Origin of the sequence: Oerskovia sp. NPDC060338, from assembly GCF_042726295.1 — a bacterium.
GTDB classification, from domain to species: Bacteria; Actinomycetota; Actinomycetes; order Actinomycetales; family Cellulomonadaceae; genus Oerskovia; species Oerskovia merdavium.
On the sequence record NZ_JBHXCQ010000012.1, the window covers coordinates 87,778 to 114,100 of the forward strand.

The window sequence follows — 26,323 nt, forward strand, 5'->3', positions numbered from 1 at the left end:
CAGGTGCAACCCCGGGATACGGCCGGGGTATTCCTGGACCGTCCGCCGAGTGCGGTGCGGCGGGCGCCTCAGCGGGCGGCGAGCGCCTGCTCGACGTCCTCGATCAGGTCGAGGGGGTCCTCGAGGCCGATCGACAAGCGCACGGTCGTCTCTGCGATCCCGACGGCGGCACGACCGTCGGGCCCCAGCTTGCGGTGCGTCGTGGTCGCGGGGTGCGTGATGAGGGACTTGGCGTCGCCCAGGTTGTTGGAGATGTCCACGATCCGCAGCGCGTCGAGGAACTGGAACGTGCGCTTCTTGAGGAGCTCGGGGTCCGTGCCCGGGTCGTCGGCGCCGGGCACGTCGAGGTTGAACGTCACGACCGTCCCGCCGCCGCTCTGCTGGGCCTTGGCGAGCTCGACCTGCGGGTGCGAGGCGAGGAACGGGTAGCGCACGGCCGTGATACCGGGCAGCTCCTCGAGCGCGGTCGCGACCTGGAAGGCCGCGGCGTTCTGGGCCTTGACGCGCACCGACAGGGTCTCGAGCCCCTTGACCAGGACCCACGCGTTGAACGCGCTGAGCGAGGGGCCGGTGTTGCGGATGAACGTCTGGACGGGTCCCTTGACGTACTCCTCGGAGCCCAGGATCGCGCCGCCGAGCACGCGCCCCTGGCCGTCGATGTGCTTGGTCGCCGAGTACACGACGACGTCCGCGCCGAGCTCGAGCGGCTTCTGCAGCACGGGGGTCGCGAACACGTTGTCGAGCACGACGACGGCGCCCGCCGCGTGCGCGAGGTCGCTCACGCGGCGCACGTCGATCACGTCCTGCATGGGGTTGGACGGGGTCTCGAAGAAGACGACGTCCGCGGGGGTCGACAGCGCCTCCTCCCACTGCGAGAGCACGTGACCGTCGACGTAGTCGGTGCGCACGCCCCACTTGGCGAAGATCTCGTCGAAGATCACGAGCGACGAGCCGAACAGCGCGCGGGCTGCGACGATGCGCGACCCCGCACCGACGAGCGCTGCGAGCGACGTGAAGACCGCAGACATGCCCGACGCCGTGGCGTAGCAGGCCTCGGCGCCCTCGATGAGGCGCAGCCGCTCCTCGAACGTGTGCACGGTCGGGTTGCCGTAGCGCGAGTAGATGAAGCGGTCGACCTCGCCCGTGAACGCGGCCTCGGCCTCGGCGGCGCTCCCGTAGACGTAGCCCTGCGTGAGGAAGAGCGCCTCGCTCGTCTCTTCGAACTCGGAGCGGGCGTGGCCACCGCGCACCGCGAGAGTGTCGGGTCGCACCGAGCGGGGGAGCGGGCCGCGGCCCGAGCCTCCGGGGATCCCGGCGGGGATGCGCAGGACGCCGTCCTCGGCCGCGGCGCTCACGACTGCTTCCAGGGGAGGCCCGCTGCGCGCCAGCCGTCGGAACCACGGTGACCGGCGCCGTCGAGCGCTCCTTCGAAGCCCTCGAGGACGTTGTACGCCGGGCCGAGGCCCGCCGCGGTCGCGGCCTTGGCCGCGCCGATCGACCGCGCACCGGAGCGGCACAGGAACACGACCGGGCGCTCGGGGGTCACACCGGCCGCGGTGAGGTCGGCGACGAACGCCGGGTTGGGGCGGCCCTCGACCGTGACCCACTGGGTCAGGACCGGTTCGCGGCCCGCCGAGGACAGGTCAGGGACGCCGACGAAGCGCCACTCGGCGTCGGTGCGGACGTCGACGAGGACGGCGTCCGGGTCCGACTGGAGAAGGGTCCACGCCTGCAGGGGCGTGATGTCGCCGGCGTAGCCGTCGGCGGGCCGGGCGTCGGGGACCGGTGCAGCGGTCGCGCGGTCGGGGGCACTCATGGTGATCCTCCATCGGTCGTGGCGGTAGCACCCTCGCCCGTCGCCGGGGGGTTGCTGCGGCGTCATCGTGCCAAGTCACTCAGCCGCTCTGGATGGTTGCGTCGGATCGTACGCCACGGTGCCCACGGAGTGGAACGGGTGTCTCGCAGGGTGGGCAGGGGATAGGTTGCCGTGCATGGAGAGCTTCCCGTCCGGCCGTGAGATCGAGGATTCCTGTCGAGGGAGGGGGCTCGGTGCCTCGACCTCGACGCAAGCCCTCGCCCTCAGCGAAGGTGGTCAGGAAGGCGGCCCGCTCGAGGAGATTCTGACCGGGGGCAACTCCACGACCGTCGTGCGGAGCGGCGACACGGTCCGCCGGTCGGCCGGATCCTGGACGCCCACGGTCCAGGCGCTGTTGGCGCACCTGCGGGCGAGCGGTGTCGTCGAGGTGCCCGAGCCGCTGGGCGTCGACGACCAGGGGCGCGAGGTCCTGTCCTACCTCCCGGGCGATGTCGCGAACTATCCGCTGCCCGACTGGCTCTGGGGCGAGTCGGTGCTCCGCGACGCGGGCGCGCTCCTGCGACGCGTGCACGACGCGAGCATCGGGTTCCTCGCGGCCGCGGCCACGGCCACGGCCATGGTCACAGCCGGCGGTGCGGTCTCGGACGGCACGGCCTCCGGGGGCACCGTCGTCGGCGGCGCTGCAGCCGTCCCCGTACCCGCCGCCGCCCCGACCTGGCAGCTCCCGCAGCGCGAGCCGGTCGAGGTCGTGTGCCACAACGACGTCGCCCCGTACAACCTGGTCTTCCGCGACGGGACCCTGGTGGGCCTCATCGACTTCGACACCGCGAGCCCCGGCCCGCGGATCCGGGACCTGGCCTACCTGGGATACCGGCTCGCGCCCTTCGTGGCGGACGCCGTGGGCGAGGACGGGGGCGACGTCGTCGGGCGCCTGGACCCCCTCGTGCGCCTCGACGCGCTGGTCGCGGCCTACGGGCTGCCCTTCTCGCGTCGTGAGGTCCTGAGCGTGATGGTCGAACGGCTCGAGGAGATCGCGGACTTCACCGACGGCCGCGCGGAGGAGACGGGCCGGTCCGACTTCCTCGACCACGCGGCCATGTACCGCGCCGACGCGCGCCGCGTCGCGGCCCTGCGCGACGACTCCCCGGCACCCGCTCCGACCACCTGACGCACCCCCGTTGCCCACCATCCGAGACGCCGTGCCCACCGGTTGACACGCTCCGTGGGCCTCGCCCATCCTGGACACCAGGTCATGAGCGCCAGCGCAAAACCCCGGTTTGCTGGCCGGCAACCCTCCTCCGCGGCGGGGTGCCCCGGGTGACGACCGGGCCCCTCTCTACAAGGAGGGGGGCAAGCGCGGAGGGGCCGCAGGGCGAACTCCGACGACCACCGGAGGACGTGCCATGAGCGCACACGCAGTCATCGAAGCCCCTACCTCGTGTGCCGTGCTGCCCGTCGTGGGCAGCGACACCCTGGTCCCGCTCGTCGACGGGCGCAGCGTCCCGTACGCGAACCTCGACGTCGCGGCGTCGGCCCCTGCGCTGCAGGTCGTGGCCGACCGCGTCAACGAGGTCCTGCCGCTCTACGCGAGCGTGCACCGCGGCGCGGGCTACCTGTCCCAGGTGTCGACGGCCCTCTACGAGGCCGCGCGCCAGACCATCGGCGCGTTCGTCGGCGCCCGCGAGGACGACGTCACGATCGTCACGCGCAACACCACCGACTCGCTCAACCTGCTCGCGGGCTGCGTCCCGGCGCAGGCCGACGGGACGCCCGGCCGGGTGCTCGTCCTGGACGTCGAGCACCACGCGAACCTCCTGCCCTGGCAGCGCACGGGCGGTGCCACGGTCCTGGTCGGCGGCGCGACGGTCGCCGAGACCCTGTCCGGGCTGCGCGCCGAGCTGTCCCGCTTCCCGTACGCGCTCGTCGCGATCACGGGGGCCTCGAACGTCACGGGCGAGTCCCTCCCTCTCGCAGAGGTCGTCGCCGCAGCGCACGACGCCGGGGCGCGCGTCCTGCTCGACGGCGCCCAGCTCGTCCCGCACCGCGGTGTCTCGCTCGCGGCGAGCGACGTGGACTACGTCGCGTTCTCGGGCCACAAGACCTACGCGCCGTTCGGCGCGGGCGCGCTCGTGGGACGTCGTGACTGGCTCGACGCCGGCACGCCCTACCTCGCGGGCGGTGGTGCGGTGCGCAACGTGACGCTCGACGGCACCACGTGGCAGAGCGCCCCCGCGCGGCACGAGGCCGGGTCGCCCAACGTGATCGGCGCGGTCGCGCTCGCCTCGGCGTGCGACGCGCTCGCAGCGCTCGAGCCGGGCGTGCTGGTCGCGCACGAGACCGAGCTCCGCGCCCGCCTGGTCGAGGGGCTCGAGGAGATCGACGGCGTGCGCGTCGTCCGCGCCTGGGCCGACGCCGTGGACCCCGTGGGCGTCGTGACGTTCTCGGTCGACGGCCACGACGCGGGCCTCGTCGCGTCCTACCTGTCGGCCGAGCACGGGATCGGCGTGCGTGACGGTCGGTTCTGCGCGCACCCGCTCCTGGCCCGCCTGGGTTTCCCGGCCGGTGCCATCCGGGCGTCCATCGGCGTGGGCACCACGGGTGAGGAGATCGAGCGCCTGATCGTCGCGCTGCGCGCCTACGTCGGCGAGGGGGCCAAGGCCCGGTACGAGGTCGTGGACGGCTGCTGGGTCGTGAGCGACGACCCGCGCCCGCTGCTCCAGGTCGCAGGGCTCTCCGGGCTGTTTGCGACCGCCGCGGTCGGCAACATCACGGCCGCCGTGGGGTGCGGTCCCGCCCCCGCCTGAGAGGCCCTCTGACCTGCGGAGACGCTCCTCGGAGCACAACGTTCACCCGTGCGTCACCTCGTCGTCCACAGCAGACCGCTCCGTGGTCTTGGCGGCGACGCCTGCGTGTGTTCTGATATGCGCTGTGCAGCACGATGTCGTCCTGGAAGGCCACGGGTTCCGCCTCGAACCCCTGGCTGTCGCGCACGCCGGTGCGCTGGCTCAGATCGTCGATCCGACGATGTGGGCGGGTATGAGTATGACCCTCCCCGAGGGGGAGGTCGGGATGGTGAACTTCATCGAGGACACTCGGGCTACCCGGGCGCTGACGGCCTTCGCCGTCGTCGACGCGGGCTCGGGTCTCGTGGTGGGGAGCACCGCTTTCCGTGACCTGTCGCTCGACGACAGGCGCGTGGAGATCGGGCGGACCTTCTACGCCCGTTCCACGTGGGGGAGCCTCGTCAACCCGGTCTCGAAATGGTTGCTGCTCCGACATGCGTTCGAGTCGTGGGACGTGCACCGCGTGGGCTTCCGGGTGGACGCGCGCAACGCTCGCTCGCTCGCCGCGATGCGTCGCCTCGGCGCGTACGAGGAGGGCGTCATGCGAGGTCATCGCGCGGCCCCTGACGGCACGCGCGCCGACTCGGTGTGCTTCTCGATCCTCGCGCACGAGTGGGCGGGCGTCGAGCTCGGCCTGCTCGCGCGGATCACGAGCCCGCGGATCGTCCCGCTGCTCGGCCCGGTCGAGATGTCCGCCGCCGGCGAGCCCGTGACCACGCCGCTCCTGTCGGTCGTCCCGCCGGTCGTCGGGCACGCCGCCGCCGTGCCCGGCCAGCCCGTCGCGTCCGTCACGGCCCTGCCGCCCGCCGTCGCCCTCTGAACCTCCCCCGTCCACAGCGACGCCCCGGGACCCGTGCGGGTCCCGGGGCGTTCTTCGTCTGGTGGGTCAGTCCTTCTTGAAGGCGTCCTTGACGTCGTCACCGGCCTGCTTGACGTTGGCCTTCGCCTGGTCGGCGTGGCCCTCGGCCTCGAGCTTCTCGTTGCCCGTGAGCTTGCCGGCGCCCTCCTTGACCTTGCCCTCGACCTCTTCGGCCGCGTGCTTGATCTTGTCTCCCAGTCCCATGGAGGTCCTCCCGTGGTGATCGTCGGATGGTGGGTGGTTCGCATCGACCGTAGGCAGGTCCGGAGACGGCTCGCATCTCGGGGGACGGGCGGTTCACAGGATCCTCACGTCCGGTCCGGCAGGATGACCGCATGGAGAACGCCACGGTCCTGGAAGGGTTCGGGCTGCGCCTCGAGCCGCTCGGCGAGCAGCACGCGCAGGCGCTGGGGGCGTTCGTCGACGACGCCCTGTGGGCGGGCATGTCCTCGCCGACGCCTCGCGGGACGCCGGCCATGTCCGTCTATGTGCGGGACGCGGTGGCGGCGCCGGGGCGCCTGGCGTGGGCCGTCGTCGGGCCGGCTGCTCCCGGCGAGGGGCCCGACGGCGCCACGTCCGTCCGCGGCAGCACCTCGCTCTACGAGTGGTCGCCCTCGCAGCGGAGGGTCGAGCTCGGCTCGACGTTCTACGACCGTCCCTGGTGGGGCGGCGTGACGAACCCGGCGTGCAAGTACCTGCTGCTGCGGCACGCGTTCGAGGTGCTCGACGTCGAGCGCGTCGCGCTGCGGGCCGACGCGCGCAACGCCCGCTCGATCGCGGCGATCCAGCGCCTCGGGGCCGTGCCCGAGGGGGTGCTGCGCAGCCACCGCGTCGCTCCCGACGGGTCGCGCGGCGACACGGCCTACTTCTCGATCCTGGCGGACGAGTGGCCGGACGTGCGAGACGCCCTGCTCGGCCGGCTCGCCCGCCTGGAGGGCCTCGACCGGGTCGTCTGACGGGCTGCGAGCCGCGCTGCGGGCGACCAGGCCGAGCGTCCCTGTGGCCCCGGGCCCCGATCCTCCCTAGGTTGGAAGGATGCCTCCGCGAGCCTGCGGCGGGCGCACCGATCGCTGGAGGGCTGTTGACGACCGAGGACGCACGACCGGCAGACCCCGCGGTCGACCCGGACGACAGGGCCTTCTTCGGGCACCCGCGAGGTCTGTCGACCCTGTTCGGCCTCGAGGTCTGGGAGCGGTTCTCGTTCCTCGGGATGCAGGCCATCCTCGTGCTGTTCTTCACCGCGACCGTCGCGGACGACGGGCTCGGGATGGAGGCCGGTCCTGCGGCCTCCATCGCGGCGGGCTACGGGACCATGGTCTACCTCGTCTCGGTCGGCGGCGGGTGGATCGCGGACCGGGTCCTGGGCTCGTACCGCGCCGTCCTGTGGGGCGGGATCCTCATCGCGTGCGGGCACTACACCATGGCGATCCCCGCCGAGCTCTCGACGTGGCTCGGGCTGGTCCTCATCAGCCTGGGCACGGGGCTGCTCAAGCCCAACGTGTCGACGCTCGTGGGCAAGCTCTACTCGACCACGGACGAGCGCCGCGACGCGGGGTTCGCGCTCTACTACATGGGCATCAACGTGGGGGCGTTCTTCGGCCCCCTGGTCACGGGGTGGCTCGGCGCCGACGTCGGCTGGCACTGGGGGTTCTCGGCTGCCGCGATCGGCATGACCGCGGGAGTGGTCCAGTACGTCGTGGGCCGCCGGCACATCCCGGGGCACGGGCGCGGCCCCGAGGCGCCCCTGCCGCCGGCCGTGATGCGCCGGACCCTGTGGATCCTGGGAGGCGTCGCGGCCGGCGTGCTGATCCTCGCCGTCGGGCTCGCGCTCGCGGGGCGGCTCAGCATCGCGGGCGTCGTCGACGCGCTGACCGTGGTCGCCATGGCCGCCCCGATCGTCTACTTCACCGTCGTGTTCCGCAGCCCGCGCGTGACGGGCGAGGAGCGCGGCCGGCTCCGGCCGTTCCTGGTGCTGTGGTTCGCGTCGGTCGCGTTCAACTTCGTGCTGTTCCAGGCGTACAGCGTCCTGATCCTGCTGGCCGACCAGCACGTCGAACGCACGATCTTCGGCTGGGAGGCGCCGGCGGCCTGGTTCAGCTCGTTCCTCGGCGGCGTCGAGGTGCTCGTCGCGCCGGTGGTCGCCGCCCTGTGGACCTGGCTCGGCCCCCGGCAGCCGCACGCGTCCAAGAAGATCGCGATCGGTGCGCTCCTCGGCGGGCTGTCCTACCTGATCCTCGTGCCCGCCGTGACCGGGCAGAGCGGAGACTGGAAGATCGCCGTCTGGTGGCTCCTGGCCTCGCTCCTGCTGCTGGGCCTGGGCGACGTCCTGCTCCAGACGACGGGCCTGTCCGCGACCACCAAGCTCGCCCCCGCGGCGTTCTCGAGCCAGTCCATGGCCGTGTGGTTCCTGTCGATCGCGCTCGCGAACGGCATCCAGGCGCAGACCGTCCGGTTCTACGGCGAGATCCCTGACGGCCTCTACTTCACGCTCAACGGGGCCGTCGCGGTGCTCGTCGGGGTCGTCGTCCTGATCCTGTCGCCCTGGATGAAGCGGACCATGCACCCCGTCCACTGACCGGCGGGCGCGACCCGCACGACCCACGTGGCCCCGCGCCACCACCACTGAACGAGCACCACCCGCCCGACAGCACCACCCGCACCACCCAGCACCGGAGGAACGACCATGCGGTACGTGACCGAGCTCCCGTTCGAGACCACGGTCGAGGACCACTGGATACCCCTCGCCGACGGCACGCGCCTCGCGGCGAGGGTCTGGCGGCCGGTCGACCCCACGCCGGTCCCCGCGATCCTGGAGTACCTGCCCTACCGGCTGTCCGACTGGACGGCCCCGCGCGACGCGCAGCGCCACCCGTACTACGCGGGCCACGGGTACGCGTCGGTGCGTGTCGACATCCGCGGCAGCGGGAACTCGGACGGGCACCAGGACGACGAGTACTCGCCGACCGAGCTCGCCGACGGCGTCGCGGTCGTCGAGTGGCTCGCCGCGCAGGAGTGGTGCAGCGGCAAGGTCGGGATGTTCGGCATCTCGTGGGGAGGGTTCAACGCCCTGCAGGTCGCGGCCCTCGCCCCCGAGGCGCTCGCGGCGATCGTCACGGTCTGCTCGACCGACGACCGCTACGACAACGACGTGCACTACACGGGCGGGTCGGTCCTCGCGGTCGACATGCACGCGTGGGCGGCGACCATGCTCGCGTTCTGCTCCCGGCCCCCGGACCCGGCCGTCGTGGGCGACCGGTGGAAGGAGCAGTGGCTCGACCGCCTCGAGCACACCGAGCCGTTCGTCCACACCTGGCTCGACCACCAGACGCGCGACGACTACTGGCGCCACGGCAGCGTCATCGAGGACTACTCGGCGATCAAGGCCGCGGTCCTGGCGGTCGGCGGGTGGAACGACCCGTACCGAGACACGGTCCTGCGGCTCGTCGCCGCGGGGGAGGAGTCGGCGGACCAGGGATCGAGCGACGGCTCGGCGAACGCCGGCCGGACCCTGGGTGGCCCCGTCCGGGGCATCGTCGGGCCGTGGTCGCACCAGTACCCCGACCGCGGCCTGCCGCCCGGACCGTCGATCGGGTTCCTCCAGGAGACGCTGCGCTGGTGGGACCAGTTCCTCAAGGGCCAGGACACGGGCGCCCTCGACGAGCCGGCGCTGCGCGCCTGGATCACGGAGTCCGTGCCGCCCGCGACGGTCTACGACGAGCTGCCCGGGCGCTGGGTCGGCGAGGAGCGCTGGCCCTCCCCGCACGTCCGGCCCACGGTCTTCCCGCTCGCGGGAGCGCCTGGCGGCACCGACGACGTTGACGACTCCGCGGTCGCCACCGAGCTGCGCACGACCGCCCCGCTCGTCAACCACCTTCCCGCCCACCCGAGCCCGGCGGGCGGTGAGCCGACCGCCCCGGCGGACGTGCCGCCGTCGTGCCTCGTGGCCTCTCCCCAGCACACCGGGATCGACGCGGGGCGCTTCTTCCCGTTCGGGAACGACGCGGACCTGCCCCCCGACCAGCGCGAGGAGGACGGGAGGTCCGTGTGCTTCGACTCGGCCGCGCTCACGCAGCGGCTCGAGATCCTGGGCCGTGCCCGGGTCCGTCTGCGCCTGACGTGCGCGGGCGAGAAGGGGCAGGTCGTGGCGCGGCTGTGCGACGTGGGCCCCGACGGCTCCTCGACGCTCGTGACCCGTGGCGTGCTCAACCTGTCCGCGCGCGAGGGGCGTGACCGCGTGGTGCCGTGGGAACCCGGCGCGACGCACGACGTGACGTTCGAGCTCAGCGGGACCGGGTACGCGGTCGCGCCGGGGCACCGGCTCCGGCTCGCGGTCTCCTCGGCGTACTGGCCGTGGGTGTGGCCGCAGCCGGGAGGGGCGGGGCTCGCGGTCGCGCCCGCGGGCAGCTCGCTCGAGCTCCCGGTGCACGACGGCGCAGCGCCGGGCGGGCACCCCGTCGTCACCTTCGAGGAGCCCGAGCAGGCGCCCCCGCTCGGTGTCGTCTACCCGGAGGCCGCGGACCAGCGGCCCGAGCGACGCGTGGTGCGTGACGTCGCGGCCGACGAGTGGCTCCTGGAGGTCGACCCGAGGTACGGCGGGACGCGCGTCTACCCCGACGGTCTCGAGTTCACCGAGGACGCGCTCGAGCGGTACTGGATCGGGCGCGACCCGCTGAGCGCGCGCACGCGCTCGGACTGGAGCGTGCGGCTGCGCAGGCCGGGGGCCACACCGGCCGACCCTGTGTGGGACGCGAGCATCGTGACGCGCTCGGAGATCACGTGCGACGCGGAGTACTTCCACACCGACGACGAGGTCGTGGCGCGCGACGGCCAGGACGTGGTGTTCGAACGTCGGTGGCGGCGCAGCATCCGGCGGACCGCGGGGTGAGCTCGGCGGGCGGCGGCACGAGCGCTCAGCGCGGCGTGACCGTCCCGCTGAAGTGCCGCTTGCCGCTCTTGCCGTTCCAGCCCGTGTACGCGAAGCCGGCGTCCGCACCCGGGTGAGCGCCGTCGTCGGGCACGCGGTGGATCGCGACCTGGACCGTGCCCGGCAGCAGGACCGGCTTCTCGAACTCGACCGTCCAGTCGTACGCGTCGCCGCGTGCCGCGCCGACCTCGGCCAGCGCGCGCGCAGCCGTGTACATGCCGTGCGCGATGGTCCGCGGGAAGCCGAACGCCTTGGCGCCCAGGACCGAGGTGTGGATGGGGTTGCGGTCGCCCGAGATCGCGCCGTACGCGCGCCCGACCCCGCTGCCGAGCTCCCAGCGCGCCGTCGGGAGCGGTGGCACGAACTCCTCGCGCGGCACCTCCTCGGCCGCCCGTTCGCCCGACAGCAGCCCGAACCCCTTGGCCAGGTACGTCGAGACGCCACGGTAGGCGAGCTCGCCCCCCGTGCTGACCTCGGTCACGAGGTCCACCTGGACCCCGCGCCGGTGCGCGCGCAGGTTCTCGGCGGACGCACGAACCTCGAGCACGTCCCCGACCTGCACGGGCCGGTGCACCGAGACCGCGTTGGACACGTGCACGAGCCCCAGCAGCGGCAGCGGGAAGTCGCCGCGCACCATGAGCGCGGTCGCGAGCGGGAACGCGAGCACGTGCAGGTACCCCGCGGGCAGGGTGTCGCACACGCGCTCGCCGACGAGGCGCTGGTAGTCGGTCAGGTGCTCGGTCACGCCCGACGTCGGGACGTCGGCGACGCGGTAGACGACGTCGGGCAGGACGACGTCGCGCGGCCCGGGCAGGGCGCGCCCCACGGGGGAGCGCGTCACGGCGATCCGGCCCGACGACGCCACGCCCTTCGCGTACAGGCCGCCGAGCCCCGGCAGCGAGGGCAGCGTGACGAGGCGCGGGTTGCGGGTCTCGTGCGTGGCGGCCGTCACGCGCCCACCAGGCTCTGGCCGCACACGCGCAGCACCTGGCCGTTGACGCCGACCGCCGCGGGCGACGCGAGGAAGGCGATGGCCTCCGCGACGTCGATCGGCAGGCCGCCCTGCTGGAGCGAGGACACGCGGCGCGCCATCTCGCGCTGGACGAGCGGGATCGACGCCGTCATGTCGGTCTCGATGAACCCGGGCGCGACCGCGTTGGCCGAGCCGCCGAGCGGGGCCAGGAGGCGTGCCGTCGCGCGCGTGTGGCCGATGACCCCGGCCTTGGAGGCGCCGTAGTTCGTCTGGCCACGGTTGCCCGCGATGCCGCTCGTCGAGGCCAGCGAGACGATGTGCGGGGCCTCGGAGAAGCCGCTCGCGCCCAGCAGGTAGTCGTTGATGCGGAGCTGCGAGAGCAGGTTGACCGCGATCACGGCGTCCCACTTGTCGGGGGACATGTTGGCGAGGAGCTTGTCGCGCAGGATCCCGGCGTTGTGGACCAGGATGTGCAGACCGCCGTGGCGGGTCCGCGCGTGCTCGAGGATCCGTGCGCCCGCGTCGTCGGCCGTGACGTCGAGCTGCAGAGCCGTGCCCTTGATCTCGTTCGCGACCTTCGCGAGGGACTCGCCCGCCGCGGGGACGTCGACCACGACGACCGTCGCGCCGTCGCGGGCCAGCGTCCGGGCGATGGCCGCCCCGATCCCGCGGGCTGCGCCCGTCACGACCGCGACGCGCCCCGCGAGGGGGCGGTCCCAGTCGGGGGCCTCGGCGCTCGCGGCCGGGCCCACGTGCAGCAGCTGGCCGTCGACGAACGCCGACCTCGCCGAGAGGAAGAAGCGCAGCGTGGCCAGGGCGGAGGTGCTGTCGGGGGCTGTGCCGTCGGTGAGCTGGATGCCGTTGGCCGTGGCCCCCGCGCGCAGCTCCTTGGCGAGCGAGCGCAGGAACCCGTCGACGCCCTGGCGGGTCGCCGCGAGCAGGGGCGTGTCGTCGTCGGACGGTGCGCGCGAGACGGTCACGACGCGGCCGCCGGGCGCGAGCTGGCGCAGGTTCGCGCCCAGCTCGAGGACGGGGGCCGAGAAGTCGGCGGGGCTCGTCGCGCCCGTCAGGACGACGACGATCGCACCCCAGCGGGTCTCGGCGCCGTTCGCGTTCTGCCGCACGTCGAGGTCCCAGCCGAGCAGGGCCTGGGCGACCGCGGTGGTGTCGGCGGCCGAGCCGGGCTCGCCGATCACCAGCACGGGGCCGGGCACGAGCGGGTCGCCCGCGCGGTAGCGGCGCAGGACGGCGGGCCGGGGGAGGCCGAGCTTCTTGGCGAGCGTCTTGGTGAAGCCCGAGTTCACGGCGGACAGGTACTTGTCGGTCATGGCGGGTTCCCTCAGCTCTCGGTGCTCTGCGCAGGCGTGGTGGACAGGTCGTCGGCGCTCTCGATGATCGCGGCGAGGCCCAGGCCGCCGGCCGCGCAGATCGAGATGAGCGCGCGGGCGGGGCGACCGGTCTCGGAGGCCTTCTGCGCGACGAGCTTCGCCGCCGTGGCGACGATGCGCCCGCCCGTCGCGGCGAACGGGTGCCCTGCGGCGAGCGACGAACCGTTGACGTTGAGACGCGAGCGGTCGATCGACCCCAGGGCGCCGTCGAGGCCGAGCTCGGTGCGGCAGTAGTCGTCGTCCTCCCACGCGGCGAGCGTGGTCAGGACCGTCGAGGCGAAGGCCTCGTGGATCTCGTAGACGTCGAAGTCCTCGAGCGCGAGGCCGTTGCGGGCGAGCAGCCGGGGGACCGCGTGCGCCGGGGCCATGAGCAGGCCCTCGTGGCCGTGCACGTAGTCGACGGCGGCGGACTCGGCGTCGACCACGCGGGCCAGGACCGGCAGGTCGTGCTCGGCGGCCCACTCGCGCGAACCGAGCAGGACGACCGAGGCGCCGTCGGTCAGGGGGGTCGAGTTGCCGGCCGTCATGGTGGGGCCCACCGGCTGAGCGGGTCCGGCGTCTCCGCCCGCCGCGGCCCCGTGCGTGGGCGCGCTCGGCGTGAGGTGCTTGCCGAACACGGGCTTGAGGGACGCGAGCTTCTCGGCCGACGAGTCGGCGCGCATGTTCTGGTCCTGCGCGAGGCCGCGGAACGGGGTGACGAGGTCGTCGAAGAACCCGGCCTGCCACGCGGCGGCGAGGTTCAGGTGGCTGTTCAGCGCGACCTCGTCCTGCGCCTCGCGCGTGATGCCCCACGCGGCGGTCGTGATCGCCTGGTGCTCGCCCATCGACAGGCCCGTGCGGGGCTCGCCCGTGCTGGGCGTCGACGGCGCCAGGTCGCCGGGGCGCACCGAGGCGAACGCCTTGAGGCGCGCGCCCAGGGTCTTGGCGTGGCTGGCCTTGAGCAGCGCCTTGCGCAGCCCCTCGCTCACCGCGATGGGGGCGTCGGACACGGTGTCGGAGCCGCCCGCGACGCCCGACTCGATCTGCCCGAGGCGGATCTTGTTGGACACGGTGACGACGGCCTCGAGGCCCGTGGCGCACGCCTGCTGGAGGTCGAACGCCGGGGTCTGGGGCGAGAGCGACGAGCCCAGGACCGACTCGCGAACCAGGTTGAAGTCGCGCGAGTGCTTGAGCACCGCGCCGCCGACGACCTCGCCCAGGCGCTCGCCCTGGAGGCCGTAGCGGGCCACGAGCCCCTCGAGGGCGGCCGTGAACATGTCCTGGTTGCTGGCCCCTGTGTACTTCCCGCCGGCGCGTGCGAACGGGATGCGGTTGCCGCCCAGGACGTAGGCGTCGCGGAGGGCCGGGGGCTGCTGGGGGGAACTGGGCGTGGGGGTGGGCTGCTGCGTCTTCCGGATGGCCACTTCGGCTGCTCTCTCTCGCTTCGTTGCTGAGGATCTCGGACCGCGGGCGCGATCCACGCGGTGTCCAAGACCCACAGTACCTGATACTCTCGGTATCGTGAGGCGGGTCACACCCTTCACTCCCTGTGCCCGGCGTTCCCGCCAGGGCAGGACGCCGTCGTGAGGACCACTCGCGGACCGACGGACGGACGACCAGGGACGACACCGACGTCGGGCACCTCTGGAGGACTGTGTGATCAACGGCGACACGAACGGCAGGACCGGACGGCCTCGCTCCGCCGTGCTCCACCGTGCCCCCGGCCGCGCCCCCGCACCCGCTCCTGCTCCCGTCGTGGACGGACGCTCGACCCGCTGGGACGACCACCGCGCGATCCGTCGCGCCGAGCTCGTGCACGCGGCCCGCAAGGCCGTCCACAAGGGCGGACCGGGCGTCTCCATGGACGAGATCGCGGCGGCCTCGGGCACGTCCAAGTCGATCATCTACCGCTACTTCGAGGACAAGACCGGCCTGCAGATCGCGATCGGGGCGTCGGTCGTCGGGCAGATGCACGACGCCCTGACCCAGGCCGCCGAGTCCGCCGAGACACCGCGCCGGGCGCTGCGCGCCATGGTCGGCGTGTACCTCGAGATGATCGCGAGCTCGCCCAACGTCTACTACTTCGTGACACGCACGGGCGCCATCGCCGGCACCGACGGCACGGCCCGCACGGCCTCGGCGCCCCTCGCGGCGTTCCTCGACTCGGTGACCGAGCTCGTCGCCCAGCCCTTCACGCGCGCGGCCGACGTCACGCCCGCCGACGCCGCGGCCTGGGCCGCGGGCGCGGTCGGGTTCGTGCGCGGCGCGGGCGAGTGGTGGCTCGGCCACCACGACGACCCCGACACCCCGGACCGCGACGAGCTCACCGAGCGGGTCGCGGCCTGGCTGTGGGGCGGCCCCGTGGGCGTCATGGCCCGTGGCCGGGGCGCCACGACCGACGGCGCCGCGACCGCGACCGGCGGCACCGCCGCCTCGGACGGCACCGCCGCCTCGGACGGCACCGCCGCCCCCTCCACCGACGACCTCTGATCCTTCTCATGGCTACCACCGGCACACAGGAGTCCCGATGACCACCACCTCTGACCGCACCGCAGCCCGCGACACCCAGCGGGGCGACGGCGCAGCGACCTCCACGTCCATCCCCGCCGCAGGCGTCACACCCCCGATGCCCGAGGGCGAGGTCCGCGTCGACGTGGCCGACCTCTCGCACCAGCTCCTGGGCCGGTGGGCCGACCTGCGTGCCAAGGCGCGCGCGACCGCGGGCGAGGAGCGGTTCCAGCGCATCGAGGGGCTCTCGCTGACCGAGCACCGCGAGCGTGTCATGGACCAGGTCAAGCAGCTCGTCGAGATCGGGCAGGTGCACCGCGGGTTCCCGACGCGCCTCGGCGGGCAGGACGACGCGGGCGGCAACCTCGCCGGGTTCGAGGAGCTCGTCGCCGCGGACCCCTCGCTCCAGATCAAGGCGGGCGTCCAGTGGGGCCTGTTCGCCGCGGCGATCCTGCACCTCGGCACGCCCGAGCAGCAGGACCGCCTGCTCCCGGCCGCGATGGACGCCTCGGTGCCCGGTGCGTTCGCCATGACCGAGACGGGGCACGGCTCGGACGTCGCCTCGATCGCGACGACCGCGACGTTCGACCCGGCCACGCAGGAGTTCGTCGTCCACACCCCGTTCCGCGGTGCCTGGAAGGACTACCTCGGCAACGCGGCGGTCAACGGCACGGCGGCGGTGATCTTCGCGCAGCTCGTGACGAACGGCGTCAACCACGGCGTCCACGCGTTCTACGCGCCCATCCGCGAGACCACGCCCGACGGCGCCGCGGGGGCCTTTCTTCCCGGCGTCGGCGGGGAGGACGACGGGCTCAAGGGCGGGCTCAACGGGATCGACAACGGTCGCCTGCACTTCACGCACGTCCGCGTCCCGCGCGAGAACCTCCTCGCCCGTTACGGCCAGGTCGCCGAGGACGGCACGTACACCTCGCCGATCGACAGCCCCGGGCGTCGCTTCTTCACGATGCTCGGCTCGCTCGTCCAGGGCCGCGTATCGCTCGACGGTGCCGCCATCACGGCGTCGAAGCTGGGCCTCACGACCGCGGTGACCTACGGCAACCAGCGTCGCCAGTTCAACGCGGCCTCGCCCGTCGACGAGGTCGTGATCCTCGACTACGGCACGCACCAGCGCCGCCTGATCCCGCGCATCGCGCAGACCTACGCGATGCACTTCGCGCACGACCGCCTGCTCGACCTGTTCGACCTGGTGTTCTCGGGCGAGAGCGACACCCCCGAGTCGCGCGAGGACCTCGAGACCATGGCGGCCTCGCTCAAGCCGATGAGCACGTGGTTCGCGCTCGACACGCTCCAGGAGGCCCGTGAGGCCTGCGGCGGCGCGGGGTTCCTCACGGAGAACCGGATCACGAGCCTGCGCGCCGACATGGACGTGTACGTGACGTTCGAGGGCGACAACACCGTGCTGCTCCAGCTCGTCGCCAAGCGCCTCCTGGCCGACTACGGCAAGGAGTTCAAGGACATCTCGCCCGGGCAGATGGCCCGGTTCGTGGTCGAGCAGGCCGCCGATGCCGCACTGCACCGCACGCCGCTCAAGCGGGCCGCCCAGACCATCGCGGACGTGGGCGACCCGCGCCGTGCGGCCGGGCACCTCAAGGACGTCGGCAACCAGCGCGAGCTGCTGACCGACCGCGTCGAGACCATGGTCGCCGACGTCGCGGCGGCCCTGCGCCCCGCGCAGAAGGCCACGCCGGAGAGGGCCGCCGAGCTCTTCAACGAGCACCAGCACGAGCTCATCGAGATGGCGAAGGCGCACGCCGACCTGCTGCACTGGGAGGCGTTCACGCAGGCCCTCGAGACCATCGAGGACGCGGGCACGCGTCAGATCCTCACGTGGGTCCGTGACCTGTTCGGGCTCACGGTCATCGAGCGCAACCTCGCCTGGTACCTGATCAACGGGCGCCTGTCCGCGCAGCGTGCGCGCATCGTGACCGGCTACATCGACCGCCTCGTCGCGCGCCTGCGCCCCCACGCCCAGGACCTGGTCGACGCCTGGGGCTACGGCCCCGAGCACCTGCGCGCGAAGATTGCGTCGGGGGCCGAGCAGGTACGTCAGGACGAGGCGCGGGAGTACTACCGGCAGCTGCGGGCCAGCGGCGACGAGCCCGTGAGCGAGAAGTCGATCAAGGCCCGCGAGAAGGCCGCAGCCAAGGCGGCGGCACGAGGCGGGTCGAAGGCCGCGAGGCGCTGAGGGCTCACGGGGCTGGTTCCCGGCGCCGTCAGGGTCTGGGTTCCGTGCTGGTCCGGCCTCGGTGCCGAGCATGCGGTGGGCGTTCGAATCCTGCTGAATTCTGACGGCAACCGCATGGTCGACGGACGACAACCGTCTGTTCGGCAACGGCAGCGGCTGGTGCGGCCACAGCCGCGCCGCAGGAACGACCTCGGGGCCCGGCGGAGCGGTACCGCCGCCGAGGGAGCCAGGGACCCGCGGTTCCGGCGTGACGACCACCAGCCGTCGCGTCGGGCCCGCGGGTCCCTTCGTGCGTCCGGGTCGGCTTCGGCACGGGAATCCTGTTGACGTGCCTGGTGCACTCGGCCAGGCTGCACCGATGGCACCCGATTCCGCACCTGACCCCACGCGCGATCCCGCGCCCCGTGCACACGACCAGGCGGCGCGTGGCACCGGGCGACCGTCGCGCACCGAGCTCTGGCCCCCGTCCGGGCTGCGCGTCGTCTCAGGGGACCTGGAGCTGCGTCATCTCGACGAGGACCTGCTCTTCCAGCTCGCGGCGGTCGGTGGCGAGGGCATCCACGACGAGGGCTTCATGCCCTTCGTGTTCCCGTGGTCGCGCGGGTCGGCGGTCGAGGTCGGCCGCAGCATCCTGGCCTACCAGTGGGGTGCCGCGTCCCGGATCTCGCCCGCGTCGTGGGCGATCGAGCTCGCCGTGGTCCGCGGAGGCGAGGTGCTGGGCGTGCAGGCTCTCACGGCCTCGGACTTCGTGGTGACGCGCACTGCAGAGTCGGGCTCGTGGCTGGGGCGACGGCACCAGGGGGCCGGGGTCGGTACGCTCGCGCGGCTCATGATCCTCGAGCTCCTCTTCACGGGGTTCGGCGCGCAGACGGCCACGACGTCGGCCTGGGAGGACAACGGTCCGTCGAACGGCGTCACGCGCAAGATCGGCTACCGGCCCAACGGCACGGCGACGCTCGCCCGCGAGGGCAAGCCCGCCGGCGACGTCCGGTACCGCCTCGACCGGGAGGACTGGGAGTCCCGCGCCGAGGCGCTGCGACCCGAGGTGACGCTGCACGGCGTGGGGCCCGTCCGGGAGATGCTCGGGCTCGGCTGACGGCTGACGGCTGGCGGCTGGCGGCTGGCGGCTGGCGCGCAGCACGGGGCTGTCGGCGCGAGCACGAGGTTCCGGTCGGTCGAGCACGAGGTTGCGGTCGGAATCCGCCGGACAGCGACCGCAACCTCGTGCTCGGCCCCCAGCGACGGCGCCGAAGGCCGGCACAGACGGCCGACCGGTCAGCCCGCCACGAGCTCCGCGAGCACCGACCTGGCCTCGGCCTCGAACCCCGGGTCGTCGTGCGCGACCGACCACGCGATGGTCGCGAGCGCCGAGAGCGCGACGTACGCGCGCAGCACGAGGCGATCCTCGTCGTCGGGCACGCGCCCGTAGCCCTCGAGGAACGCCGCCTCCAGCTCGGGGCGGCCTCGCCACTCGCGCATCGTGAGCTTCTGCAGGTCCACGGCCCACGGCGAGGGCTCGGAGTGCGCGAAGTCGATCACGCGCACGTGCCCCGCCGCGTCGACCAGCCAGTTGCGCGGACCGTAGTCGCGGTGCGCGGGCACGAGCCGCACGGACCGTACGTCGGCTACGGGTGCCGCGACCTCGCGCAGCCGCACGAGGTTCGCCGCGTCGACGAGGTCGGCGTGCGCAGCGATCTTCTCGTCGAGCTCGGTGAGGAGGCGTTCGCCGTACCACTCGTCGGGCACGGCCGGGGCGCTCGCGTGCAGCCGCGCGAGCAGGGCGCCGGCCTGCCGGTGGACGTCCGGGTCGAGGGCCGCCGCACCGGCGGCGAGCGTCCCGGGCACGTGCGTCAGCACCAGCACATGGGCGTCGACGTCGGCCGCGAGCAGCTGTCCGGCGTCGTCCTCCAGCACGGGGACGTACCGCCGCAGGGCCTCGACCTCGCGCTCCACGTTGCGCGCCGAGCGCTCCCACTTCACGACGACGTCACCCGCTCCCGTCCGCACGCGCGCCACGCGGGACTGGCCGTGGGGCCAGGCCCATTCCTCGACGAGCTCGACGGCCCCGCCGTGCCCGGTCGAGGCGGACCAGGCCGCGGCCGCGCCGAGCAGGAGCGAGAGGGGAGGCAGGTCGGAGAGCATCCGCCGATGCTAGGGCCCTCGGCGCCGAACACGAGGTTGCGACCGGTCGAGCACGAGGTTGTGGTCGAAATCCGCTGGATATCGTCCGCAACCTCGTGCTCGGCACCCAGGACTACGACGTCGGGTTGCAGCGCGCCGCGACCGTCGCGAGGAACCCGACGTCGGGCCGCCACGGCTCGAGGTTCCACGTCTTCTTGTCGGTCGCGCCCAGCGCGTGGCAGTCGAACTGGTCGCGCATGGTCGACGAGTCCGCCTCGGGCTCGCCCGCGACGAGCTGCGCCCACGCGGTCTCCTCGCCCACCAGGCCCGACTGCCGCGCCCACGGCGTCGGGTCCACCGCGAGCGAGCGCCCGCCCTCGCGGTTCCCCCAGGTCGCGCTGCGCACGCCCTGCGCGCCGAGCCAGGTCGTCACGGTCACGTCGTCGGGCGGGGTGCTCGCGGTGGTCCCCGCCGTGCCCGACGGCGTCACGCCCGCAGCCTTGACCCGCACCTCCGCGCGGGTCGGCGCCACGACCACGACTCCTGCGCGGAGCGTGGATCCGGACGGTTCCGTCGCCTCCGGCGCCGACAGGCCACCGAGCGGCGTGCCCGCCGCGTCGAGCACGCTGATGCTGCCGTCGCCGTTGCGGAGCAGCGAACCGTCGGCGGGGGAGACGAGGTCGAGCGTCGCAGTGGCGGAGTCGTCAGCCGTGCCGGTCCCCGTGCCGTTGTCGCCGCCACCTTCGCCACCGCTGTCGGAGCCGGACCCCGTCCCGGCCGTCGGGACAGCGAGCCCGAACGAGACCCGGCTCGACCCGTCCTCGTCGGGGATCACGGTCACCGGCGCTGCCTGCCCGGGGGCCACCGGACCGGTCCCTGCCGGACCGGCCGCCGCCTCACCGTCACCGCCCTCACCGTCACCGCCCTCACCGTCACCGCCCTCACCGGCCTCGGCGCCGTCACCGCTCACCTCGCCGGCTCCGTCGGCCGATGCGACCGGCACCGACAGCAGCAGCTCGATCCCGTCGGCCGTGAGCGCGTGCGTCGTCATGGCCGACTCAGGGGGCTCGGCCGTCTCGGCCTCCGCGGCGTCGCCCGACGTGCCCCCCTCGGCAGGCGAGGACGACCCGGGGACGGAAGCGGCGCCGTCGGGCCCGGTGCAGCCCACCAGCAGGCAGGCCGCCAGCGCCGCCCCGACGAGGGCGGGGCGCGAACGAGGGCGGCGAACGGTCGAGGTCACCGTGCGAGGCTAACCCCGCCGCAGCCCCGGCCCCCCGCGCACCCGGTCCCCGCCGCCCGAGGCGAGCGCATCCGCGCAGCCCACGGGCCCGCCTGCACCTCCAGGAACGCGTTCATGGACGCCCGACCGCGCCGCCCCCAACCCCCGGTAAACTGGCCGCACCTGTGCAGCCCCGTGCCGGTCGCCTCCCCGATGACTCGCTCGTCGAAACGCGCCGGCTGGCACGCCACCCCGAGGGATTCGATGACCGCCCCCAGCAACGCCCCGACGCCCGCCGCAGCGACCTCCGAGCACCGGCCGCACCTCGACACGGTCGAGCGCGCAGCCGCCACCCCCGACGAGGCGCAGCCCTTCGCGGAGCTCGGCCTCAAGCCGGACGAGTACCAGCGCATCCGCGACATCCTCGGGCGACGCCCCACGGCTGCCGAGCTCGCGATGTACTCCGTCATGTGGTCGGAGCACTGCTCCTACAAGTCGTCCAAGGTGCACCTGAGCACGTTCGGCAAGAAGACGACCGACGAGATGAAGAAGCACCTCCTCGTCGGCATCGGCGAGAACGCGGGCGTCGTCGACATCGGTGACGGCTGGGCCGTGACGTTCAAGGTCGAGTCCCACAACCACCCGAGCTTCGTCGAGCCCTACCAGGGTGCCGCGACGGGCGTCGGCGGGATCGTCCGCGACATCATCTCGATGGGCGCGCGTCCCGTGGCCGTCATGGACCAGCTCCGCTTCGGTGCGGTCGACCACCCGGACACGGCGCGCGTCGTGCACGGCGTCGTGTCGGGCGTCGGCGGCTACGGCAACTCCCTCGGCCTGCCGAACATCGGTGGCGAGCTCGTCTTCGACTCCTCGTACCAGGGCAACCCCCTCGTCAACGCGCTGTGCATCGGCGTGCTGCGCCACGAGGACATCCACCTCGCCAACGCCTCGGGCGTGGGCAACAAGGTCGTCCTGTTCGGTGCCCGCACCGGTGGCGACGGCATCGGTGGCGCCTCGATCCTCGCGTCCGAGACCTTCGAGGACGGCGTGCCCGCCAAGCGCCCCTCGGTCCAGGTCGGCGACCCCTTCATGGAGAAGGTCCTCATCGAGTGCTGCCTCGAGCTCTACGCGGCACGCGTCGTCGAGGGCATCCAGGACCTCGGCGCGGCCGGGATCTCGTGCGCCACGTCGGAGCTCGCCTCCAACGGTGACGGCGGCATGCACGTCGAGCTCGACTCGGTCCTGCTGCGCGACCCGTCGCTCAACGCGGGCGAGATCCTCATGTCGGAGTCGCAGGAGCGCATGATGGCCGTCGTCGCTCCCGACAAGCTCGACGAGTTTCTCGCGATCACGGGCAAGTGGGACGTCGAGACCTCGGTCATCGGCGAGGTCACCGGTACCGGTCGCCTCACGATCGACCACCAGGGCGAGCGCATCGTGGACGTGGACCCCAAGTCCGTGGCGCACGAGGGCCCCACCTACCACCGCCCCTACGCGCGCCCCACGTGGATGGACGGCCTCAACGCGGACAGCATCTCGACGGGTGAGGGCGCCGCGCGATTCGCTCGTCCCGAGACGGCCGACGAGCTCCGCGCGACCGCGCTGCGCCTGCTCGGCTCGCCCAACCTCGCGTCCAAGGAGTGGGTCACCAACCAGTACGACCGCTTCGTCCAGGGCAACACGGCCCTCGCCCAGCCCGACGACGGCGGCGTGATCCGCGTCGACGAGACCACGGGCCTCGGGGTCGCGCTCGCGACCGACGCCAACGGCCGCTACGCCAAGCTCGACCCGCGCACGGGCGCCCAGCTCGCGCTCGCCGAGGCGTACCGCAACGTCGCCACGACCGGCGCGCGCCCGCTCGCGATCACCGACTGCCTGAACTTCGGCTCGCCCGAGGACCCCGACTCCATGTGGCAGCTCGTCGAGGCCATCGAAGGCCTGGCCGACGCGTGCCAGACCCTCGGCGTCCCCGTCACGGGCGGCAACGTCTCGCTCTACAACGGCACGGGAGAGCCCGGGCAGATCGACTCGTCGATCCACCCGACGCCCGTCGTCGGCGTCCTCGGTGTGCTCGACGACGTCGCGCACGCCACCGGGTCCGGCTGGCGCGAGGCGGGGGAGGCCATCTACCTCCTCGGCACGACCAGTGCAGAGCTCGACGGTTCCGCATGGGCCGACGTCGTCCACCAGCACCTCGGCGGCGTTCCCCCGCAGCTCGACCTCGCGGCCGAGCGTGCCCTGGCCGAGGTCCTCGTCAACGCGAGCCGCGACCACCTGGTCTCCGCCGCGCACGACCTCTCCGAGGGTGGCCTGGTCCAGGGCCTGCTCGAGGCGTCGCTGCGGTTCGGGACCGGCGCCAAGGTGTCGATCGACGCCCTCGCGACGCGCGACGGTGTGACCCCGTTCGAGGCCCTGTTCTCCGAGTCCACGGCCCGCGCGCTCGTCGCCGTGCCGCGCAGCGAGGAGACCAAGCTCGTCGACGCGTGCGTCGCCCGCGGCGTGCCCGTCCTCAAGATCGGCGAGACCGGCACCGAGCCGGCCGAGGTCGCCGAGACCGGTGAGTCGCTCGAGATCGAGGGCATCTTCACGATCCCGCTGAGCGAGGCCGACCAGGTCTTCCGCGCGACGCTGCCGGGGATCTTCGGCTAGTCGTCCGACCCGAGGGGCGAGTGCGCGGTCTTCCGGCCGCGCACTCGCCCTTCGTGCGTCTCCACCACGGCGGGCCTTCGCGAGTTGCGGCCAACGGGGGTCCAGGACGGGTTCCGACCCCCGTTGGCCGCATCTCGCGGCGACGCCCCCGTCGCGGGTGCCGTTCACGATGCCCCGTTCGCCGAGAGTGCCGTTCACAGGATCCCTCCGTGTGCTGCACCGGGCTCCCGCACCGGCGGGGGCCGACCGGCCCAGAACCGTGCGAACCGGTCGATAGGGTCGCTGCATGACAGGGGACAGCCGCACCACGGGGGAGATCGCCGCCTCGACGGCCGAGTCACCGTCCACACCGACCACACCGCCCGTCGGCCCCACCCCCGCCCCCGCAGCCCGACGTCGTCCCGGTGGGCGCGCCGTCGGGCTGGTGCTGTGGGTCGTGGGCGGCCTGGTCCTGGCCTTGACGCTCGTGCGCGCCGTGCCGTACGACGGCGTCACGCCCCTCGCGCAGGTCGTCGGCGTGACGCCGTGGGTCGTCCCGCTCGCGCTGCTGGTGGCCGCGACGGCCCTGGTCCTGCGGCGCCGCTTCCTTGCGATCTTGTGCGCGGTCGCTCTCGTGGCCCAGGTCGCGTGGGTCGCGCCCTTCTTCGTGCCCGGGCAGGGCATCGAGGCAGACGCCCGGGGCACGCTGCGGGTCCTGACGGTCAACGCGTACTTCGGGCAGGCGGACGCCGCCGCCGTGGTGCAGATGGTTCGCGACCAGGAGGCCGACGTGCTCGCGGTCGTCGAGCTCACGGCCGACTTCCACGACCGTCTCGAATCGGCAGGGCTCGAGGCGGTCATGCCGCATCACGTCGACGCCAAGGTGGGCACCGGCTCGCCCGGGAGCGGCCTGTGGAGCAAGACCGCGCTGACCGACCCCGACACGACAGAGTGGAGCACGTTCGCCATGCCCGCAGCCACGGTCGACGTGGACGGCACGCCCGTTCGCGTGACCGCCGTCCATCCCGTCCCGCCGCTCCCCGAGATCACGGGCGTGTGGCACCAGGAGATGGCGGACCTCGTCCGCCGTGCCCACGACGAGTCCCTGCCGCAGGTGCTCCTGGGCGACTTCAACTCGACGTACGACCACGCGTCGTTCCGCGCCGTCCTGGGCGACCGGTTCCACGACGCGACGCGCACGGCCGGGCGCGGCCTGAACCTGTCGTGGCCCGTGGGGGAACGGGTGCCGACGTTCCTCGACCTCGACCACGTGGTGGTCGACGAGGGCATGCGGGTAGGCGACCTCGCGTCGCTCGTGGTCCCGGGGTCGGACCACCGCGCGCTCGCCGTCACGGTGCAGGTCGCCCCGTGAGCGCCCCGGCACGCGCCGCAGCGCGCACGCCGTCGCGGGCGCGTCGCGTGGGCGGTGTCGTGTGGACGGTCCTGCTGTCGTCGTGCCTCGTCGGGGTGGGTGCGCTCACGCTCGCCCGCGCCCTGGGGTTCGACGACGTCACGCCCCTCGCCCAGCTCGTGTCCTTCACGCCATGGGTGGCCCTCGCGGCGCTCGTGGTGCTGCTGCTCTCGTTGAGCCGGCGGCGGTGGGTGCTCAGCGCGATCGCGGGGGTGCTCGTCGTCGCGCACGCGGTGTGGCTCGTGCCGTTCTTCGTGCCGGGCCCGGGCATCGCTCCCGGTGCCGACGGGACCCTGCGCGTCATGGCGACCAACGTCCTCTACGGGCGTGCCGACGCCCGGGCGGTGGTCGAGGCCGTGCGCGAGCAGGAGGTCGAGCTGTTGAGCGTGGTCGAGCTGACCGAGGAGCTCGAGGCCGAGCTCGTGGCAGCCGGGATCGAGGACGTGCTGCCGTACTCGTGGACCGCGACCCACCTGACCGAGGGTGCCGCGGGCAGCGGGCTGTGGAGTGCGACCCCGCTGACCGACGAGCGCGAGGGCGTGGCGAGCCGCTTCCATCAGCCGAGCGCCGTCGTCGAGGTCGACGGGACCTCGGTCCGCGTCACGGCCGTCCACCCGCACCCGCCCACACCCGGGGACGTCGACCTGTGGACGGGCGACCTCGCGCTTCTGCGCGACGCGGCGCACGCCGACCACGTGCCGCAGATCCTGCTCGGCGACTTCAACGCGACCTTCGGCCACTCGGCGTTCCGCGACCTCCTGGGCGGGCGCTTCGCCGACGCGACCCGCCTCGCGGGGCAGGGCGTGAGCCTGTCGTGGCCCGCCGACCGCAGGTATCCGCCGCTCGTCGACCTGGACCACGTGGTCGTCGACCAGGGCATGCGTGTCGACGACGTCGGAGCCATCGCGATCCCCGGCACGGATCACCTCGCAATCCTGGCGACCGTGCAGGTCAGGCCGTAGGTTGGGGTCATGAGCGCCGACGAGACCGCCACCATGTACGAGTCGCAGCTGCGCGACCTCCTCGAGCAGCGCATGGCCGCAGGTCGCGCCCTCGCCGAACGGGCTGAGCAGGTCGCAGTCGCCCGTACCCAGCTGGACGAGGCCGAGCGCGCCTACGCTGCGACGTTCTCCGAGGCGCTCGCCGCGGGCTGGACCGAGGCCGAGCTGCGCAAGGTCTTCAAGTCGCTCGGCGTCGCAGTGCCGACGCGCCCGCGCCGCAGCAAGAGCACGGGCGTCAAGGCGCAGCCCCCGGTGCCCAAGCCTCCCGTGGTCTCCGCGCTCGCGCGCATGCACGACGACACCGAGGTCATCCAGGTCGTCAGCGCCTGAGCGCGAGCGGCTCCGACCGGAGCCCCAGCGTCGGGTCGTTCCGCGCCGGCGCCGCGCACCTGGCGCGTCGCCCGCACCGTGCCCGACGGCGGCGCTTGCCGCCGTGGTCCGGCTACG

The 26,323-nt window shown here is 73.4% G+C and carries 21 protein-coding genes and 2 riboswitches; of the genes, 13 read left to right on the top strand and 8 right to left on the bottom strand.

Translation table 11 applies throughout. The features are described 5' to 3' along the window. Window positions 1-68: 68 nt before the first annotated feature. Together ACFWGN_RS15525 and ACFWGN_RS15530 are read right to left on the bottom strand one after the other, a co-directional pair. Window positions 69-1,328, bottom strand: coding sequence for an O-succinylhomoserine sulfhydrylase (locus ACFWGN_RS15525; RefSeq protein ID WP_377618158.1), 1,260 nt, complete (start codon window positions 1,326-1,328; stop codon window positions 69-71). Between the two features lie 23 nt (window positions 1,329-1,351). After that, entirely contained in the window at window positions 1,352-1,816 is a 465-nt protein-coding gene (locus ACFWGN_RS15530; RefSeq protein WP_377617993.1) for a rhodanese-like domain-containing protein, read from the bottom strand. A gap of 6 nt (window positions 1,817-1,822) precedes the next feature. Beyond that, a riboswitch (SAM riboswitch) is annotated at window positions 1,823-1,915 on the bottom strand. 76 nt (window positions 1,916-1,991) lie between these two features. Between ACFWGN_RS15530 and ACFWGN_RS15535 the strand changes: the two genes are divergently transcribed. The 3 genes from ACFWGN_RS15535 (at window position 1,992) to ACFWGN_RS15545 (ending at window position 5,479) form a co-directional block, all read left to right on the top strand. After that, a complete protein-coding gene (locus ACFWGN_RS15535) occupies window positions 1,992-2,984 on the top strand; it encodes a phosphotransferase enzyme family protein (RefSeq protein ID WP_377617994.1) in 993 nt (330 codons plus the stop codon). 80 nt (window positions 2,985-3,064) lie between these two features. Continuing rightward, window positions 3,065-3,179, top strand: a riboswitch (SAM riboswitch). 40 nt (window positions 3,180-3,219) lie between these two features. Then, window positions 3,220-4,620 (top strand): aminotransferase class V-fold PLP-dependent enzyme, encoded by a 1,401-nt coding sequence (locus ACFWGN_RS15540; RefSeq protein ID WP_377617996.1) that lies wholly within the window; start codon window positions 3,220-3,222, stop codon window positions 4,618-4,620. 124 nt (window positions 4,621-4,744) lie between these two features. Then, window positions 4,745-5,479 (top strand): GNAT family N-acetyltransferase, encoded by a 735-nt coding sequence (locus ACFWGN_RS15545; protein WP_377617997.1) that lies wholly within the window; start codon window positions 4,745-4,747, stop codon window positions 5,477-5,479. A gap of 66 nt (window positions 5,480-5,545) precedes the next feature. Here the strand turns inward: ACFWGN_RS15545 and ACFWGN_RS15550 are convergent, their stop codons facing one another. Next, entirely contained in the window at window positions 5,546-5,722 is a 177-nt protein-coding gene (locus tag ACFWGN_RS15550) for a CsbD family protein (protein WP_191805606.1), read from the bottom strand. A 131-nt stretch (window positions 5,723-5,853) separates the two neighbouring features. Between ACFWGN_RS15550 and ACFWGN_RS15555 the strand changes: the two genes are divergently transcribed. From ACFWGN_RS15555 to ACFWGN_RS15565, 3 genes are all read left to right on the top strand, one after another. Next, window positions 5,854-6,474 (top strand): GNAT family N-acetyltransferase, encoded by a 621-nt coding sequence (locus ACFWGN_RS15555; RefSeq protein WP_377617999.1) that lies wholly within the window; start codon window positions 5,854-5,856, stop codon window positions 6,472-6,474. Between the two features lie 125 nt (window positions 6,475-6,599). Next, the gene (locus tag ACFWGN_RS15560; protein WP_377618001.1) at window positions 6,600-8,093 is read left to right on the top strand and encodes a peptide MFS transporter; all 1,494 of its coding nucleotides are present in this window, start codon (window positions 6,600-6,602) and stop codon (window positions 8,091-8,093) included. A 108-nt stretch (window positions 8,094-8,201) separates the two neighbouring features. Continuing rightward, window positions 8,202-10,403 carry a CocE/NonD family hydrolase gene (locus ACFWGN_RS15565; protein WP_377618003.1) on the top strand — a complete coding sequence of 734 codons (2,202 nt, stop codon included), beginning with the start codon at window positions 8,202-8,204 and terminating at the stop codon, window positions 10,401-10,403. 25 nt (window positions 10,404-10,428) lie between these two features. Here the strand turns inward: ACFWGN_RS15565 and ACFWGN_RS15570 are convergent, their stop codons facing one another. From ACFWGN_RS15570 to ACFWGN_RS15580, 3 genes are read right to left on the bottom strand one after another with little or no spacing between them, the layout of a single operon-like run. Continuing rightward, a complete protein-coding gene (locus tag ACFWGN_RS15570; RefSeq protein ID WP_377618005.1) occupies window positions 10,429-11,394 on the bottom strand; it encodes a MaoC/PaaZ C-terminal domain-containing protein in 966 nt (321 codons plus the stop codon). Continuing rightward, the gene (locus tag ACFWGN_RS15575; protein ID WP_377618007.1) at window positions 11,391-12,743 is read right to left on the bottom strand and encodes a 3-oxoacyl-ACP reductase; all 1,353 of its coding nucleotides are present in this window, start codon (window positions 12,741-12,743) and stop codon (window positions 11,391-11,393) included. The genes ACFWGN_RS15570 and ACFWGN_RS15575 overlap by 4 nt, the downstream gene beginning before the upstream one ends. 11 nt (window positions 12,744-12,754) lie before the next feature. Beyond that, window positions 12,755-14,206 carry an acetyl-CoA C-acetyltransferase gene (locus tag ACFWGN_RS15580; RefSeq protein ID WP_377618009.1) on the bottom strand — a complete coding sequence of 484 codons (1,452 nt, stop codon included), beginning with the start codon at window positions 14,204-14,206 and terminating at the stop codon, window positions 12,755-12,757. A 232-nt stretch (window positions 14,207-14,438) separates the two neighbouring features. On the opposite strand from ACFWGN_RS15580, the gene ACFWGN_RS15585 reads away from it, so the two are divergent. The 3 genes from ACFWGN_RS15585 (at window position 14,439) to ACFWGN_RS15595 (ending at window position 18,592) form a co-directional block, all read left to right on the top strand. Further along, window positions 14,439-15,272 carry a TetR/AcrR family transcriptional regulator gene (locus tag ACFWGN_RS15585; protein ID WP_377618011.1) on the top strand — a complete coding sequence of 278 codons (834 nt, stop codon included), beginning with the start codon at window positions 14,439-14,441 and terminating at the stop codon, window positions 15,270-15,272. 37 nt (window positions 15,273-15,309) lie between these two features. After that, window positions 15,310-17,496: an acyl-CoA dehydrogenase gene (locus tag ACFWGN_RS15590; RefSeq protein WP_377618013.1), complete on the top strand. Its 2,187-nt coding sequence runs from the start codon at window positions 15,310-15,312 to the stop codon at window positions 17,494-17,496. 358 nt (window positions 17,497-17,854) lie between these two features. Further along, complete coding sequence (locus ACFWGN_RS15595) at window positions 17,855-18,592, top strand: GNAT family N-acetyltransferase (RefSeq protein WP_377618015.1); 738 nt, start codon at window positions 17,855-17,857, stop codon at window positions 18,590-18,592. A 179-nt stretch (window positions 18,593-18,771) separates the two neighbouring features. Here ACFWGN_RS15595 and ACFWGN_RS15600 read toward each other — a convergent pair whose 3' ends face one another. Together ACFWGN_RS15600 and ACFWGN_RS15605 are read right to left on the bottom strand one after the other, a co-directional pair. Further along, the gene (locus ACFWGN_RS15600; RefSeq protein ID WP_377618016.1) at window positions 18,772-19,638 is read right to left on the bottom strand and encodes a phosphotransferase family protein; all 867 of its coding nucleotides are present in this window, start codon (window positions 19,636-19,638) and stop codon (window positions 18,772-18,774) included. A 112-nt stretch (window positions 19,639-19,750) separates the two neighbouring features. Further along, window positions 19,751-20,857 (bottom strand): DUF2599 domain-containing protein, encoded by a 1,107-nt coding sequence (locus tag ACFWGN_RS15605; RefSeq protein ID WP_377618018.1) that lies wholly within the window; start codon window positions 20,855-20,857, stop codon window positions 19,751-19,753. A 243-nt stretch (window positions 20,858-21,100) separates the two neighbouring features. On the opposite strand from ACFWGN_RS15605, the gene purL reads away from it, so the two are divergent. The 4 genes from purL to ACFWGN_RS15625 all read left to right on the top strand — a co-directional run bounded on the left by purL (window position 21,101) and on the right by ACFWGN_RS15625 (window position 26,206). After that, on the top strand, window positions 21,101-23,485 hold the full coding sequence (gene purL, locus ACFWGN_RS15610) for a phosphoribosylformylglycinamidine synthase subunit PurL (RefSeq protein ID WP_377618020.1): 2,385 nt from the start codon (window positions 21,101-21,103) through the stop codon (window positions 23,483-23,485). 286 nt (window positions 23,486-23,771) lie between these two features. Further along, window positions 23,772-24,836: an endonuclease/exonuclease/phosphatase family protein gene (locus ACFWGN_RS15615; protein ID WP_377618022.1), complete on the top strand. Its 1,065-nt coding sequence runs from the start codon at window positions 23,772-23,774 to the stop codon at window positions 24,834-24,836. Further along, a complete protein-coding gene (locus tag ACFWGN_RS15620) occupies window positions 24,833-25,837 on the top strand; it encodes an endonuclease/exonuclease/phosphatase family protein (protein WP_377618024.1) in 1,005 nt (334 codons plus the stop codon). Before ACFWGN_RS15615 ends, ACFWGN_RS15620 begins: the two co-directional genes overlap by 4 nt. Before the next feature lie 9 nt (window positions 25,838-25,846). Continuing rightward, window positions 25,847-26,206 carry a hypothetical protein gene (locus ACFWGN_RS15625; protein ID WP_377618026.1) on the top strand — a complete coding sequence of 120 codons (360 nt, stop codon included), beginning with the start codon at window positions 25,847-25,849 and terminating at the stop codon, window positions 26,204-26,206. The last annotated feature ends 117 nt before the right edge of the window (window positions 26,207-26,323 follow it).

What these genes read in the sequence shown, in the direction of transcription:
- ACFWGN_RS15590 (WP_377618013.1), top strand. Translation starts at nt 15,310, where the DNA reads ATGACCACCACCTCTGACCGCACCGCAGCCCGCGACACCCAGCGGGGC.
- ACFWGN_RS15575 (WP_377618007.1), bottom strand. Translation starts at nt 12,743, where the DNA reads ATGACCGACAAGTACCTGTCCGCCGTGAACTCGGGCTTCACCAAGACG.
- ACFWGN_RS15550 (WP_191805606.1), bottom strand. Translation starts at nt 5,722, where the DNA reads ATGGGACTGGGAGACAAGATCAAGCACGCGGCCGAAGAGGTCGAGGGC.
- ACFWGN_RS15555 (WP_377617999.1), top strand. Translation starts at nt 5,854, where the DNA reads ATGGAGAACGCCACGGTCCTGGAAGGGTTCGGGCTGCGCCTCGAGCCG.
- ACFWGN_RS15535 (WP_377617994.1), top strand. Translation starts at nt 1,992, where the DNA reads ATGGAGAGCTTCCCGTCCGGCCGTGAGATCGAGGATTCCTGTCGAGGG.
- ACFWGN_RS15600 (WP_377618016.1), bottom strand. Translation starts at nt 19,638, where the DNA reads ATGCTCTCCGACCTGCCTCCCCTCTCGCTCCTGCTCGGCGCGGCCGCG.
- ACFWGN_RS15595 (WP_377618015.1), top strand. Translation starts at nt 17,855, where the DNA reads ATGGCACCCGATTCCGCACCTGACCCCACGCGCGATCCCGCGCCCCGT.
- ACFWGN_RS15615 (WP_377618022.1), top strand. Translation starts at nt 23,772, where the DNA reads ATGACAGGGGACAGCCGCACCACGGGGGAGATCGCCGCCTCGACGGCC.
- ACFWGN_RS15540 (WP_377617996.1), top strand. Translation starts at nt 3,220, where the DNA reads ATGAGCGCACACGCAGTCATCGAAGCCCCTACCTCGTGTGCCGTGCTG.
- ACFWGN_RS15625 (WP_377618026.1), top strand. Translation starts at nt 25,847, where the DNA reads ATGAGCGCCGACGAGACCGCCACCATGTACGAGTCGCAGCTGCGCGAC.
- purL (WP_377618020.1), top strand. Translation starts at nt 21,101, where the DNA reads ATGACCGCCCCCAGCAACGCCCCGACGCCCGCCGCAGCGACCTCCGAG.
- ACFWGN_RS15565 (WP_377618003.1), top strand. Translation starts at nt 8,202, where the DNA reads ATGCGGTACGTGACCGAGCTCCCGTTCGAGACCACGGTCGAGGACCAC.
- ACFWGN_RS15530 (WP_377617993.1), bottom strand. Translation starts at nt 1,816, where the DNA reads ATGAGTGCCCCCGACCGCGCGACCGCTGCACCGGTCCCCGACGCCCGG.